The following is a 12,759-nucleotide window of genomic DNA, read 5'->3' as shown; positions in this document are numbered from 1 at the left end:
TATGGTGCTGGAGAGTTTCATTATTTCTGAGAAGAAGTTTGACTACGATAAAGGGGATGACTGTACGTGCGAATGGGATGGGTACGCCATGGAAGAACATCTTGGAATGCGGAAGGCAAAATACAAGGACAAACGGATATACCGCTGAATGAAGAGGGGCGCTCGCAAGCCCATAAGCTTGCCGAGCGGCTGGCAAAGGACGAGATGAAGTGGGATGCCGTCGTGAGCAGTGATCTGCAGCGGGCTCGTGAAACCGGGCGGGTCATTGCCGATCAACTCAGCATTCCGCTGCTGGCAGCGGATGTGCGGCTGCGGGAGCGGGGCTTCGGCGAAATTGAAGGCACAACGGAAGCTGAGCGACTGGAGCGTTGGGGGGCCGCTTGGCGCACGACATATGAAGGCCAGGAGTCGAATACCGACGTGACAGCCAGGGGGATGGCTTTCATTCAGGACATGATGAGCTTGCATCCGCATCTTAACCTGCTTGTTGTGACCCATGGCAGCTTTCTCAGTCAAATGCTGCACTCCCTATGCGAGAATCTGGACGATAGTTATATCGGTAATATGTCGTACTCAATATTGGAACTGCGAGAGGGAGCGTGGAGCTCTTTACTGCACAACTGTTCATTACATCTGCAGGAATAGCTTGAGACACGTTTAATTTTTATCTTTTTTCCTATACTGGTAGTAACAGCGCCAGGGAGGGATTAGGATGAAACTTGCCGAGATGTTGGGTTATGCGGATATCGAGCAGCTAAACCGGATTGCGGATCAATATCAGCTGCAGTGCAACAGTCACTCCAAGAATGAACTGATCCAGACCATCCTCTCCGCCATTCAGCGCAAAGAGGCGGTCAAGCAACAACTGGCGAGCCTAACCATTGCCGAACGCCGCTTTATGAGCTCATTGTTGTTCGACAGTCAGCATGCGTTCAGTCAGGAAGAGCTCATCGCCCGTGTCCAGCAAGGCCGCTTCGACGAAGCGCCGACAAGTCACGCAGGCGGAGCCAATGCCAACCGACTGCCTTCAGCCAAGAGCAACAACAGCAAGTCCCGCAGCCGCAAAGCCACACCGGCCGAACCTCCTGGACCGCGCTCGACCATTATCAAGTTCAAACAGTCCGGTTGGCTGTTCAATGGCTTTACCGGCGCTTCCCGCTATCTGTTTCATGTACCAACAGATCTAAGGGACCGCTTCCGGGACGAAATGGCAGCATCATTCCGGAATCAGTTGCGCTATATCGACGAACCCGACGGTTTCCGAGATGAGCAACAGCTGCTGGCTGAGGATGTGCTCACCCTGCTTCGTTATATTCAGCAGTATGAGCCCACAATCACAGCCGAGGGGTATATGTATAAGCGCAACATTCAGCAAGTACTGGAGGCCATGCACATTCTTGAAGAGCCTCCAGCTAGAGGGGCATGGCGATTCGGCTATGGCAAACGGATGAAGGATTATCCAAACCGGATGTCGTTCATCTACGATTACGGCTATTACCAGAAGCTGCTGCTTGAGGACAATGGTCGTCTAGTGCTTTCGCCACAAGGGGAGATTGTCCTGTCGGACCGGACGCTGCCTGAGCCGACCCAGCTCTACCGGTTCTGGCTGCGCTTGTACAAGGGAGCAATCCCCAATATTCTGACATTGGCCAACTGGCTGCATACGCTGGCTGACCGCTGGGTAACGACAGCCTCGCTTGCTGAGCAGCTGATGCCTTACATCAAGCCCTTCTACTATGATTGTGCGCAAGATGTGATGGAGAAGCGGATACTGGGCATGATGATGCACCTGGGATTGCTCCGGATCGGAGAGCATCATGAGTTTGGACAGGTCGTGCGAATGACCAAAATCGGCCATGCCGTCGTAGCTGGGGTCTATGTTGCGGAGCAGGACCGCATTGAGCTCGGATCGCCAGTCTGATGATTGACAGAAGCTTGCGGCCCCTGGTAGAATGTCCTCCATTATAATTGCGTTCAGAACAGGAGGAAGAATTCATGTTGATTCCCTACCAAGGTATCCTGCCGCAAACTGATTCCCCCGTATACATAGCAGAGGGAGCCAAGTTAATCGGAGATGTCCGGATCGGCGCCTACAGCACGGTATGGTTTAATGCGGTGCTACGGGGCGATCTGGCGCCCATTCGAATTGGTAACCGCTGCAATATTCAAGACAGCGTTGTTGGTCATGTGAACACCAATCAGCCTTTGCTGCTCGAGGATGAGGTGTCTGTCGGACATGGAGCGATTATCCATGGCTGCAAGATAGGCAAGGGCACATTAATCGGTATGGGGGCCATCGTACTCAACGGTGCCGAGATTGGTGAATATGCTTTAATAGGGGCAGGTTCAATCGTCACGGAAAACCGCGTCATCCCCCCCTATACGCTCGCCCTCGGCTCGCCTGCGAAGGTCGTCAGGGAGTTGAACGAGGCTGATCTGAAGCGGATGAAGACGACGATGGAGAGTTATGTCCGCAAAGGTGAGGAATACACAGGCAGTTCATATCCGGCCCAATAGTAATCTGGCTTAAGCCCCGTCTGGAGGTGCATGTATCCTATGGACAAAATGAAACTTACGTATGAGGCAATGTTGGGACTCGCTGCAGAAATGGTACTGGATGATGCGGTTCGGCGCTTCAACAAGGAAAGGATTCAGGTGGCCATTGATCAATCGCTGGCGGCAGGGGACGAGGATACGTTTCGCCGGCTCGCTGAGCAGTGGAACGCACTGAGCCAGGACTAACAAAAAGGAAGGCGCCGCATGCGCGTCCAGGCTTGCACACGGTTTCTCCAGACGAACAAGGAGAAACCGGTGCAAGCCTGATTTGCTTTTGCCATGTTTGTCCCATCGTGATACGATGGTTGAAAAACAGACAGGAGTACGAAGCATGAAATTCAGTGAACTGACAGAAGAGCAATGGACGGAGAACAGCAAGTACTTTGACACCTGCGTATTGCCGCTGACAGGCTTGTCGGGGCGCGAGAACCCGATCGCCACAACGGCCGCTCTGGAGCGTTTGGCTGATGTCATTGATTTGGTGGAGCTGCCGTTCAAGGGCAGGGTGGTTATCTATCCTGCCTGCCACTACCCGGGGGACAAGCAGACGCTGGAGGGGCTGTGCAAGGAGCTAAAGGACGGGGAAGCGGGGTTCAAGCATGTATTCGTGGTCAGTGCAGCCCACCGCAAGGACCTGCCGACCGAGCATGCGGATCTGATTATCATGCCGGATCCGGAAGGCAACCTGCCAACTGTAGCGACGGTCAGAGAGCAAGTCATGCAGCGCTGGGCTCGCAAATGAATCTTGTAATCGAACCGGTAGGTATAAAGTCAACTAAGTGTGGGATCATATATTCCAGAGAAGGCCAATTGTGACAAAACGTCAACAAATTCAGAGCGGATAATTGTTCATCGACTTAAATCGACCGCCTCATTCTTGACGCTCATGTGGACCTGAGCTATTATAAGTAATGTCCTAGTTCGTTGTGTTTTGTCCAGCTGCAGAACACAAGATACGGTTGCCAAAGGGGGTAGAACAGAAGATGGAAGAAAAGGAACGCACATATATGCCAGATGAAGAGCGTCAACGTGAGGCTACGCATCAACCTGTACGTCGCAGAGAGATGTCGCGGCGTCAGTTTCTGTCATATACACTGGGTGGCGCAACGGCATTCATGGGTGTCGGAGCAGTACTCCCGATGATTCGTTTTGCCGTGGATCCGTTATTGATGCCGCAGGCGGAAGGGACATTCGTCAAGGTAGTCGAGGAGAGCAGCGTGACGGACGAGCCGCAAGAATTCCGCTTTCAGATCAATCAGATCGATGGTTGGTATGAGAGTCAACCGGAGCTGACCGCTTGGATTTCCAAGGGCTCGGATGGAACAATCTTCGCGCTCTCACCAATCTGTAAGCATCTCGGCTGTACAATCAACTGGAATACGCAGAACGACAATCAGTACTTTTGTCCATGTCATGACGCCAAGTATGACAAGGATGGCAAGAACCTTGCGGTTGCTCCGAATCCGCTCGACGAGTATGAAGTCGAGATTCGCGAGGGCGTCGTATACCTCGGTCCACTGAAGCCGAACACAAGAGTGTAAAGGAGGGCGTACAATCAGATGTTTAAAGGCATATACAACTGGATCGACGATCGTCTTGATATAACGCCTATGTGGAGGGACGTAGCGGACCATGAGGTACCCGAGCACGTTAACCCGGCTCACCACTTCTCCGCCTTTGTGTATTGCTTCGGCGGACTGACGTTTTTCATCACCATCATCCAGATCCTCTCCGGGATGTTCCTGACGATGTACTACGTGCCGGATATCATCAATGCTTATGCAAGCGTTGACTACCTCCAGCACAAAGTCGCTTTCGGCGCCATTGTACGGGGGATGCATCACTGGGGCGCTAGTCTCGTTATCGTTATGATGTTCCTACATACCCTCCGGGTTTTCTTCACAGGCTCTTACAAGGCGCCTCGCGAGATGAACTGGGTTGTAGGCATGCTGATCTTCTTCATTATGCTTGGCTTGGGCTTTACCGGCTACCTGCTGCCTTGGGATAACAAAGCTTACTTTGCAACCAAGGTCGGCATGCAGATTGCGGAGTCCGTTCCTTATATCGGCGTCTATCTCAAGGAGCTCATGCAGGGTGGAGAGATCGTCGGCGCCCAGACGCTGACACGATTCTTCGCAATTCACGTATTCTTCCTGCCTGGCGCTCTGCTGGCAATGCTGGCGGCGCACTTTATCATGATCCGCAGACAGGGCATTTCCGGACCACTATAGACGAAAGGAGGGTTCCTCATGGCGCATGGCCACAAATCCACAGAAAAAGTTGTGTACGTTGGCGATTCCCGCGTCCGCAAGGGCACGATGCCGAATACGCCAGTTGACTACACGGCTTTTCCTGGGAAGTCCGAGGCATTCATCCCGAACTTTCTGCTGAAGGAATGGATGGTCGGTGTAGTTGCCCTGGTCGGCTTCCTGGCGCTTACCATTGCGCATCCGGCGCCGCTTGGCTATCCGGCTGATCCGACGAATGCAAGCTTTATCCCGATGCCGGACTGGTACTTCCTGTTCCTGTATCAACTACTTAAATATCCATACGTTTCGGGCGACTTTGTTGTCCTGGGCACCGTAGGTGTCCCTGGCGTGGCTTTCGGAGCACTCCTGCTGGCGCCGTTCCTGGACACAGGCAAGGAGCGTCGTTTCTACAAAAGACCGATTGCATCAGGATTGCTGATCCTATCCATTCTGGCTTGTGTATACTTAACCAAGGTTTCTTGGGATCATTATCAGCACCAGCTCGAGATCAACCATGTCACTCCTGAGCATATTGATCGTGCCAACAAGGCTAGAGAAGCCTACGAGGCAGGTCAGCCGCGGCCGAATCCGATTCAGCAGCAAGGTGCGGCAGAGGTGCCGATCGTCGATGCCGATGATCCGGCCATGGAGCTCGCAGCTACTTGTCTCAGCTGTCACGGAACCGATATGAAAGGCCAAGGCAGCATCCCTTCCCTTAGAGGGGTAGGCGATCGACTCTCCGAAGAGCAGATCGCTGATATTATTACCAATGGTCAAGGGGCTATGCCATCGCAAGCGGATCAGCATACGCCGGAAGAAATTGATCAAATTGCAGCTTGGCTGGCCAAGCAAAAGGCCGAAGCCGCAGAATAACAACATACCAAGAACCTGACTCGCAAAGCTGCGGTCAGGTTCTTCTTGTGAACGATAGATTTGAAGGAGCGTGGTGACTTGTCGTTATCGTTTTTCTGGAGCCGGGCTTTGCTGACAAGCCGCCCTTTCCTCTGGTTATTATTTGTCGTGAATCTGCTTGGAACGATTTATGGTTACATCTGGTACGGCAATCAACTTGTGTATACGGCTAATAATCACCCCTTGTGGCAGTTGATTTTCGTTCCTGACAGCCCCACAGCAAGCTTGTTCTTCACGATCGTCCTGCTCTATCTGCTATTCCCGCCTCGTCAGCCCTCCAGGCTGGCGAGAGGTGTTCGAATGCTTATTGAAGCGCTGGCTGCCGCAACCTCCGTGAAATATGGCATATGGGCCGTAGCAATGATCTTCGCAGGTTATGCTCAGGGGAACACGCTGGGATGGCAGGATTGGATGCTCGTCGGTTCTCATCTTGGCATGGCTGCGGAAGTGCTGCTCTATGTTCGGTTCATGACCTTTGGTCGTGCGGCCTTGGCTGCAGCGGGCGGGTGGCTGCTGCTGAATGACTCACTGGACTACACGTATGGCATTTATCCATGGCTGCCACGGGTGCTGGAAGATGATCTGACAGCCATTCAATGGTTTACCGTTGGGCTCTCTGTGTTCAGTGTTTTGCTCGTCTGGCTGACCTGGCTAGTCAAGCGGCAACTCTCTGACAGGGATAAGCTCTCTAACCAGTCATAATCTTCTTCATCCCCCCATAGGATGGTATGGGGGGATGTCCTATGAGAAGACAAGGCCGGGGATGGATCGGATGGTTAGCGGTTGTGCTAATTGTCATAACGGGGACGGGGATCTACGCTTCGACTGACATTTGGGCGACAACACCAGAGCCAGAGCCGTTACCTGACCATCTGTCGAAGGCTTCGCAGGCGTTGTATCGTTCCGCTGCCGAAGGCAACCGCCAGGTTGTCTACCAGCAAGTACAACAGCTAAGGCAAAAAGCCGCCCATCCACAAATCCGAAGCAAAGGACAAGCTGAGGGCTGGAAAGAAGTCGATGTGATGCTCGGTGAGCTCACAGCAGGGCTTCAAGGGGCAAGCAGCGTGCATGAGCTGCGGCTGGCCAGTGCCCGGTTATCGCTCGCTTTCGATGCGCTTAGCGGCGGACACGAAGCGGCCTGGCGCTCGTATTACCCGCTCATCCGTGAAGATCTCAGCAGACTCGCGAAGGCCTGGCACCGACAGACAGCCGACTATGCTACAGCGGCCCTGGCGGTTACACGCGGAATGAGAGAGCATTACCAGATGATTGAAGCGGCTGCCCTCTTTCAACAAAACCCTGGTCTGGTTCGTGAACTGGATACCTCTTTACAATATATAGCCGTGCAGTTGGAGACCGCCGAGCGTGATCAGCAGCGCTACGCGTCCGTCACCCGATCGATTCAGTCGCTCTCTGGTACCGTGGACCGTCTCTTTCAAACGCCGGTAGACAGTATGCCTGATCCAGCCATCATCATAGACAGAGGGAAAATGCCGCTACGTTTTATTTTTATGCTAGCTTTTCTTATCGTCGCCGTCTTGCTCTATGCAGGCTGGCAGCGATTCAAGTATGACCGCGAGCGATTTACAAAAGCTTGAACGTCCAGGCATAAAAGCAGCTCCATCAGGTCGATTTAGCCCTGGGGGAGCTGCTTTTTTTGATAGGAGGCCTTCTAATGAGGACGGAAGCCTTCACCGACCACATCTTGCACATCATGGACGACAATGAAGGCTGCGGGATCTGCATCACGTATGACCCGTTTCATCTTGCGGATTTCGTGCCTCGCGACGACACAGTAGACCATCATTCGAGACTGGCCAGAGAATCCGCCTACCGCAGGCATCAAGGTCACACCACGCTCCAAACCCGAAGCTACGGCTGCGGCTACGGCATCGCCCTTTGCAGTGATGACTGAGAAGGCCCGCGCCGCATACGCGCCCTCCTGAATAAAATCAATCAGCTTGGAAGCAATGAAAACAGCGACCAGGGTATACAGCACTTTTTCCTTTGGAATATAGAGCAGCGATAGTCCAATAATCATAACATCCAGCAGCAGAATAATCTGTCCCATGCTCCAGCCTAGCTTGGCTGAAACGATCCGGGCGATGATGTCTGCGCCGCCAGTTGTTCCGCCGAACCGAAACACAATGCCTAAACCAAGCCCAATGGTCACCCCGGCATAGAGAGAGGCCAGCATATAATCCGTTGAAGTGACAAAGGGGGAGAGCCAGCCGGCTTCAACCATCCACTCGATCAAGGCCAGAGAACCTGAAAGCGAGAGTGCGCCGATAATCGTGTAGACCATCTGCCGCCAGCCAAGCACATAGGTCCCGAGGACAAATAGAGGAATGTTCAACAGCAAGGTGGAGACAGACAGCCGCCAGCCAAAAGCATAGTTGAACAGAACGGCGATGCCTGTAACGCCGCCTTCCATCAATTGATTCGGCAAAATAAAATAATGCAATCCGAACGCATAGACCGCTGCCCCGCATACAATAGGAACAACGGTACCGGTAATTCTTGCCCAACGCTGAACCATCGTTAACCTCCTCTCTACCGGAATGTGGCAATGGTAGTAGTATGTGCAGCGCCAGCTTTATCCTATGCGATGTATCGTGCCGGGATGGGAAGCGGGCTATTGTCTTCAAGCTGGCTTTACGATAACATATGGAGTGATACTGTTCGAAAGCAGGAGGAAAGCCCATGGCAGAGAAATCGCTGGCGGCGATTCAAAAGGAAGTTGACGATTATATCTCTCAGTTCAAAGAAGGTTACTTCAGTCCACTAGCCATGTTGGCCCGAATGAGTGAAGAGGTTGGCGAGCTGGCTAGAGAAGTGAATCATACGTACGGAGAGAAGCCCAAAAAAAGCGATGAAGCAGACAATTCAATTGAGATGGAGCTAGGGGATATCCTCTTCATTCTTGCTTGCTTTGCCAACTCGCTAGGTATAGATCTCGCGGAAGCGCACGATAAGGTCATGCATAAATTCAATACGCGTGATGCGGCCCGCTGGACGAGAAAAGACGAACCGTAAGCGAGCGCCGTACATATGCTGTATCATCCCTGTGTACAAGGAGGATGGGCGTATGAACGGCGACGATGCAATTAAAAAAGCTTACGAATCCATCCTGGGCGGCGACTTCGAGCAGGCGGTGACATGGTTCGAACAGGCGATTGCTGCGAATCCGCAGCGGGCCGACTATCACTACCGGTGCTCGATTACTTGCGCTCGCAGCGCGAAGTGGGGCAAGGCCAGACACCATGCTCAAGAGGCTGTCAGACTGGGTGGAGACCATCAGGAATACAAGTATCATCTGGATACGGTAATGGCAAGGATAATGGCGACTGAGGCGGTACATCTGCTGGAAAGCGGGCGACAGCCAGCCGAAGATGCGGTCCACATGCTCCAGCACGCGCTAGAGCTGGACCCGCTTTACGGTGAAGCCTATCTTCTGTTGGGAGCCGCGCAAGCAGAGGCGGGACAGTATGAGGAGGCGGCAGCGAGCATCAAACGGCTGTTAGAGCTCGATCCACAGCATGATCCAGGCCGCCGGCTGTATGCCGAATACAGACGCAAGAGAAGGACTGCACTCCCTCGGGCAGGCAGACCAATACGACGAAGGAACAGGTGAATAAGCACATGACAGAACCAATCAAAGTAGCAGTAACCGGAGCAGGCGGCAGAATGGGCCGTGAAGTCGTAAAAATGGTATTGGAGGACGAAGCACTGACACTGGCAGCAGCGGTGGATCCGTCTGCTGGCCCGATCGATGCCGGCTCGCTAGTAGGCAAGCCGGCTACCGGTGTGCTCGTAACTGATAATCTCGCGGAGGCGCTTCGCAATTCCGGAGCTCAGGTACTGGTGGACTTTACAGTGCCGCATGCCGCATATGGCAATACCGTCACGGCTATTGAGCATGGCGTACGCCCCGTGGTTGGGACAACCGGCTTCTCAACGGAGCAAATCGAAGCGCTGGACAAGCTGTGCCGCGATGCGGAAATCGGCGGCCTGATTGCTCCGAATTTCTCGATTGGTGCACTGTTAATGATGAAATTTGCAGCCGAGGCTGCAAAATATATGCCTCATGTCGAAATCATCGAGTATCATGGTGACCAGAAGCTGGATGCGCCTTCGGGAACCTCAATCAAGACGGCTGAAATGATTGCCGAGACACGTCAGGAATTGCGTCAGGGCAATCCGAAGGAAGAGGAAATTATTGAAGGCTCCCGTGGTGGGTACTACAATGGATTCCGTATTCACAGTGTACGTTTGCCGGGTGTATTTGCCCAGCAAGAGGTTATCTTCGGCGGTCATGGCCAGACGCTCAAGATTCGTCATGATTCCTATGAACGGGCGGGTTACATGCCTGGTGTGAACGTAGCAGTCAAGAAAGTAATCGGCTATACCGGCATGATTTACGGCTTCGAGCATTTGATGGACTAACCGACTATCCAGGGACAGCTACGGGGGAGAGAGAGCACATGAACATCGCTTTTATCGCGCATGACCGCAAGAAGGAAGAGATGGTGAACTTCGTCATTGCTTACGAGCCGGTCTTCAGCCAGCAACACACGTTGTATTCGACCGGTACGACCGGTACACGCATCATGGAGCAGACATCACTGAAGATTCATCGGTTTATGTCAGGTCCGCTTGGAGGCGACCAACAGATTGGCGCTATGGTAGCTCAAAATGAGATGGACCTGATCATCTTCCTGCGGGATCCGCTGATGGCCCAACCACATGAGCCAGATATTATTGCTCTGCTTCGCCTTTGCGACGTACAGGGGATACCGGTAGCCACCAATGTGGCGACGGCGGAACTGCTGGTGAAAGCTCTGCAGCGTGGAGATTTTGCATGGCGTGAGCTTGTCCACAAGTACAAGCCGGGCGAGGATCTGGCATGACCGGCCAGACGCTGGATATCCTTGCTTTTGGCGCACATCCGGATGATGTCGAGATCGGGATGGCCGGTACCATCGCCAAGCAGGTGGAGGCAGGCAGCAGGGTCGGCATCTGCGATCTGACCCGCGCAGAGATGTCTTCCAATGGCACCGTGGAGCTAAGGCAGCAGGAAGCTGCCGCAGCCTCCGCGGTGCTTGGTCTATCCGCACGATCTTGCCTAGCGCTCCCCGACAGGGGACTGACAGGATCGGAGGAGCAAGTGGCGGCAGTCACAGCCGAGATTCGCCGGCACCGGCCGAGGATCGTCTTTGCACCTTTCTGGAAGGACCGTCACCCTGACCATATCGCTTGCAGCGCATTGATCGAACAGGCGGTATTCAACGCCAAGCTGCGCCGCTACATGCCAGAGCTGCCCGCCGTCACCGTCGAGCAGTTGATATTCTACTACATTAATGATGTTGAATCCGTTGATCTGATGGTGGATGTGAGCCAGCATTACGAGCAAAAGAGACAAGCCCTCCGCTGCTATGCCTCGCAGTTCCAGGCGGCGGCGCCGGGAGAGGACCGGGTAGCTACTCCGTTAACCGGGGCCTATGTGGACAATGTAGAAGCTCGCGACCGCCTGCTCGGCGCCCAACGCATTTGGGCATTCGCAGAAGGTTTCGCGGTCAAACGGCCGCACCCGATTCATTTATTTTAAGAACAGCCAATATATATCTATCTGTACTTAGTATTGTGGTGAAGGGCAGAAGTGGGCGGAATCGTTCTGGAGATTAGCGTATGCTTTCGAAGTCGCTTTCTTGCAGAAAGCGTTGAAGTGTTCGCCTTTGTCCCCGGATTTCCCCCTCTGAAGGGGTAATAATTCAAGAAATCCGGGTACAACAGCGATCGGAGGAACGATCCGACCCACTTAGGCTCCGTGTTGACCACTGTATAAACAGAAGCGTAAATGGGGTGTACACACGAATGGCGAAGCCGCTCAAAATCGGCATCACCTGCTATCCCACACTGGGAGGCTCTGGTGTAGTAGCAACAGAACTGGGCAAACTGCTGGCCGAGCGAGGCCATGAGATTCATTTCATCACGCACAGCATCCCGTTCCGGCTCGGCAAATTCCGTAAAAACATTTATTACCATGAAGTGGAAGTCAATGATTATTACGTTTTCCGCTATCCGCCGTATGATCTGTCGCTTGCAAGCAAAATGGCCCAAGTCGCCAAGATGCAAAATCTGGATCTGCTGCATGTCCATTATGCGGTTCCCCATGCGATCTGTGCCTTTCTGGCCAAGCAAATGACAGGCAATGGACTCAAGACGGTGACAACGCTTCATGGAACTGACATTACCGTGCTTGCTCAGGATGAATCCCTGAAAGACATGATCCGTCTGGGTATCCTGCAGAGTGATGCCGTCACGGCCGTGTCAGCTGATCTGATCAACGAGACGAAGGAGCTGCTGGACATTACGCAGCCCATCGATCTGACCTATAACTTTGTCGATAAGCGCATCTATTACCCCCGTGATATTCGCACGCTTCGGACCGACTATGCCAAGCCGGAAGAGAAGATTTTGATGCATATCTCCAATTTCCGTCCAGTGAAGCGGGTCGGCGACGTCATCGAAATCTTTGCCCAAGTCCAGGAATCGGTGCCCGCCAAGCTCCTGCTTGTCGGTGAGGGTCCGGATCTGACCCGCATCCAGTGCAAAGTCAAGGAGATGGGCCTCGAAGGGAAAGTCCATTACTTGGGCAAGCAGGACGATGTGGCACAAGTGATTTCGTTGGCCGATCTGATGCTGCTGCCTTCGGAGAAGGAAAGCTTCGGCCTGGTGGCTCTTGAAGCGATGGCGTGCGGTGTACCAACAATTGGATCCATGGCAGGCGGTATTCCAGAGCTTGTGACCCATGGTGAGACAGGATATCTCTCCACGATCGGTGATGTGACCGATATGGCGGCTAACAGTGTCCGGTTGCTGAGTCAGCCAGCATTGTATGAGCAATTCCGAGAAGCCTGTCTGCACCGGGCACGCACCCGTTTTTGCAATGATCGGATAACGTCCGAATATGAGCAAATCTACTACCGGGTTCTAGGCATTGAGGCACCGGTACCCATGACACTATGTAACGATTAATGGC

At 53.3% G+C, this 12,759-nt stretch carries 17 protein-coding genes; 16 read left to right on the top strand and 1 reads right to left on the bottom strand.

Translation table 11 applies throughout. The annotated features are described in order from the left end of the window. The first annotated feature begins 72 nt into the window (after nucleotides 1-72). The 10 genes from F556_RS0109270 (at nucleotide 73) to F556_RS0109225 (ending at nucleotide 7,315) form a co-directional block, all read left to right on the top strand. Entirely contained in the window at nucleotides 73-645 is a 573-nt protein-coding gene (locus F556_RS0109270; RefSeq protein WP_020616661.1) for a histidine phosphatase family protein, read from the top strand. Between the two features lie 67 nt (nucleotides 646-712). Beyond that, nucleotides 713-1,921 (top strand): hypothetical protein, encoded by a 1,209-nt coding sequence (locus F556_RS0109265; RefSeq protein ID WP_020616660.1) that lies wholly within the window; start codon nucleotides 713-715, stop codon nucleotides 1,919-1,921. A gap of 74 nt (nucleotides 1,922-1,995) precedes the next feature. Beyond that, nucleotides 1,996-2,517, top strand: a complete 522-nt coding sequence (locus F556_RS0109260) for a gamma carbonic anhydrase family protein (protein ID WP_020616659.1) — start codon at nucleotides 1,996-1,998, stop codon at nucleotides 2,515-2,517. 39 nt (nucleotides 2,518-2,556) lie between these two features. Next, nucleotides 2,557-2,742, top strand: coding sequence for an IDEAL domain-containing protein (locus F556_RS0109255; RefSeq protein ID WP_020616658.1), 186 nt, complete (start codon nucleotides 2,557-2,559; stop codon nucleotides 2,740-2,742). A gap of 145 nt (nucleotides 2,743-2,887) precedes the next feature. Beyond that, on the top strand, nucleotides 2,888-3,298 hold the full coding sequence (locus F556_RS0109250) for a DUF2487 family protein (RefSeq protein ID WP_020616657.1): 411 nt from the start codon (nucleotides 2,888-2,890) through the stop codon (nucleotides 3,296-3,298). A 241-nt stretch (nucleotides 3,299-3,539) separates the two neighbouring features. After that, nucleotides 3,540-4,097: a Rieske (2Fe-2S) protein gene (locus F556_RS0109245; protein ID WP_020616656.1), complete on the top strand. Its 558-nt coding sequence runs from the start codon at nucleotides 3,540-3,542 to the stop codon at nucleotides 4,095-4,097. A gap of 18 nt (nucleotides 4,098-4,115) precedes the next feature. Continuing rightward, the gene (qcrB, locus tag F556_RS0109240; protein WP_020616655.1) at nucleotides 4,116-4,787 is read left to right on the top strand and encodes a menaquinol-cytochrome c reductase cytochrome b subunit; all 672 of its coding nucleotides are present in this window, start codon (nucleotides 4,116-4,118) and stop codon (nucleotides 4,785-4,787) included. Nucleotides 4,788-4,805: 18 nt separating this feature from the next. Then, complete coding sequence (locus F556_RS0109235; protein WP_020616654.1) at nucleotides 4,806-5,678, top strand: menaquinol-cytochrome c reductase cytochrome b/c subunit; 873 nt, start codon at nucleotides 4,806-4,808, stop codon at nucleotides 5,676-5,678. 78 nt (nucleotides 5,679-5,756) lie between these two features. Continuing rightward, nucleotides 5,757-6,419, top strand: a complete 663-nt coding sequence (locus tag F556_RS0109230; RefSeq protein ID WP_020616653.1) for a DUF1405 domain-containing protein — start codon at nucleotides 5,757-5,759, stop codon at nucleotides 6,417-6,419. Between the two features lie 41 nt (nucleotides 6,420-6,460). Next, nucleotides 6,461-7,315, top strand: coding sequence for a sporulation protein YpjB (locus tag F556_RS0109225; RefSeq protein WP_020616652.1), 855 nt, complete (start codon nucleotides 6,461-6,463; stop codon nucleotides 7,313-7,315). A 74-nt stretch (nucleotides 7,316-7,389) separates the two neighbouring features. Here the strand turns inward: F556_RS0109225 and F556_RS0109220 are convergent, their stop codons facing one another. After that, nucleotides 7,390-8,256, bottom strand: coding sequence for a YitT family protein (locus F556_RS0109220; protein WP_020616651.1), 867 nt, complete (start codon nucleotides 8,254-8,256; stop codon nucleotides 7,390-7,392). 164 nt (nucleotides 8,257-8,420) lie between these two features. On the opposite strand from F556_RS0109220, the gene F556_RS0109215 reads away from it, so the two are divergent. The 6 genes from F556_RS0109215 to bshA all read left to right on the top strand — a co-directional run bounded on the left by F556_RS0109215 (nucleotide 8,421) and on the right by bshA (nucleotide 12,755). Further along, a complete protein-coding gene (locus F556_RS0109215; RefSeq protein WP_020616650.1) occupies nucleotides 8,421-8,753 on the top strand; it encodes a nucleotide pyrophosphohydrolase in 333 nt (110 codons plus the stop codon). Nucleotides 8,754-8,805: 52 nt separating this feature from the next. Next, a complete protein-coding gene (locus tag F556_RS33615) occupies nucleotides 8,806-9,351 on the top strand; it encodes a tetratricopeptide repeat protein (RefSeq protein WP_020616649.1) in 546 nt (181 codons plus the stop codon). An 8-nt stretch (nucleotides 9,352-9,359) separates the two neighbouring features. After that, nucleotides 9,360-10,163 (top strand): 4-hydroxy-tetrahydrodipicolinate reductase, encoded by an 804-nt coding sequence (gene dapB / locus F556_RS0109205; RefSeq protein WP_020616648.1) that lies wholly within the window; start codon nucleotides 9,360-9,362, stop codon nucleotides 10,161-10,163. 38 nt (nucleotides 10,164-10,201) lie between these two features. Further along, entirely contained in the window at nucleotides 10,202-10,627 is a 426-nt protein-coding gene (locus tag F556_RS0109200) for a methylglyoxal synthase (protein WP_020616647.1), read from the top strand. Next, entirely contained in the window at nucleotides 10,624-11,325 is a 702-nt protein-coding gene (bshB1, locus tag F556_RS0109195) for a bacillithiol biosynthesis deacetylase BshB1 (RefSeq protein ID WP_020616646.1), read from the top strand. Before F556_RS0109200 ends, bshB1 begins: the two co-directional genes overlap by 4 nt. Nucleotides 11,326-11,591: 266 nt before the next feature. Beyond that, nucleotides 11,592-12,755: an N-acetyl-alpha-D-glucosaminyl L-malate synthase BshA gene (gene bshA / locus F556_RS0109190; protein ID WP_020616645.1), complete on the top strand. Its 1,164-nt coding sequence runs from the start codon at nucleotides 11,592-11,594 to the stop codon at nucleotides 12,753-12,755. The last annotated feature ends 4 nt before the right edge of the window (nucleotides 12,756-12,759 follow it).

It is taken from the genome of Paenibacillus daejeonensis DSM 15491, assembly GCF_000378385.1.
Taxonomy (GTDB): domain Bacteria; phylum Bacillota; class Bacilli; order Paenibacillales; family Paenibacillaceae; genus Paenibacillus_D; species Paenibacillus_D daejeonensis.
This window is presented reverse-complemented; position numbering and strand designations above follow the sequence as displayed.

What these genes read in the sequence shown, in the direction of transcription:
- F556_RS0109220 (WP_020616651.1), bottom strand. Translation starts at nt 8,256, where the DNA reads ATGGTTCAGCGTTGGGCAAGAATTACCGGTACCGTTGTTCCTATTGTA.
- qcrB (WP_020616655.1), top strand. Translation starts at nt 4,116, where the DNA reads ATGTTTAAAGGCATATACAACTGGATCGACGATCGTCTTGATATAACG.
- F556_RS0109265 (WP_020616660.1), top strand. Translation starts at nt 713, where the DNA reads ATGAAACTTGCCGAGATGTTGGGTTATGCGGATATCGAGCAGCTAAAC.
- F556_RS0109260 (WP_020616659.1), top strand. Translation starts at nt 1,996, where the DNA reads ATGTTGATTCCCTACCAAGGTATCCTGCCGCAAACTGATTCCCCCGTA.
- bshA (WP_020616645.1), top strand. Translation starts at nt 11,592, where the DNA reads ATGGCGAAGCCGCTCAAAATCGGCATCACCTGCTATCCCACACTGGGA.
- F556_RS0109200 (WP_020616647.1), top strand. Translation starts at nt 10,202, where the DNA reads ATGAACATCGCTTTTATCGCGCATGACCGCAAGAAGGAAGAGATGGTG.
- F556_RS0109235 (WP_020616654.1), top strand. Translation starts at nt 4,806, where the DNA reads ATGGCGCATGGCCACAAATCCACAGAAAAAGTTGTGTACGTTGGCGAT.
- bshB1 (WP_020616646.1), top strand. Translation starts at nt 10,624, where the DNA reads ATGACCGGCCAGACGCTGGATATCCTTGCTTTTGGCGCACATCCGGAT.
- dapB (WP_020616648.1), top strand. Translation starts at nt 9,360, where the DNA reads ATGACAGAACCAATCAAAGTAGCAGTAACCGGAGCAGGCGGCAGAATG.
- F556_RS0109215 (WP_020616650.1), top strand. Translation starts at nt 8,421, where the DNA reads ATGGCAGAGAAATCGCTGGCGGCGATTCAAAAGGAAGTTGACGATTAT.
- F556_RS0109255 (WP_020616658.1), top strand. Translation starts at nt 2,557, where the DNA reads ATGGACAAAATGAAACTTACGTATGAGGCAATGTTGGGACTCGCTGCA.
- F556_RS0109270 (WP_020616661.1), top strand. Translation starts at nt 73, where the DNA reads ATGGGATGGGTACGCCATGGAAGAACATCTTGGAATGCGGAAGGCAAA.
- F556_RS0109250 (WP_020616657.1), top strand. Translation starts at nt 2,888, where the DNA reads ATGAAATTCAGTGAACTGACAGAAGAGCAATGGACGGAGAACAGCAAG.
- F556_RS0109225 (WP_020616652.1), top strand. Translation starts at nt 6,461, where the DNA reads ATGAGAAGACAAGGCCGGGGATGGATCGGATGGTTAGCGGTTGTGCTA.
- F556_RS0109245 (WP_020616656.1), top strand. Translation starts at nt 3,540, where the DNA reads ATGGAAGAAAAGGAACGCACATATATGCCAGATGAAGAGCGTCAACGT.
- F556_RS33615 (WP_020616649.1), top strand. Translation starts at nt 8,806, where the DNA reads ATGAACGGCGACGATGCAATTAAAAAAGCTTACGAATCCATCCTGGGC.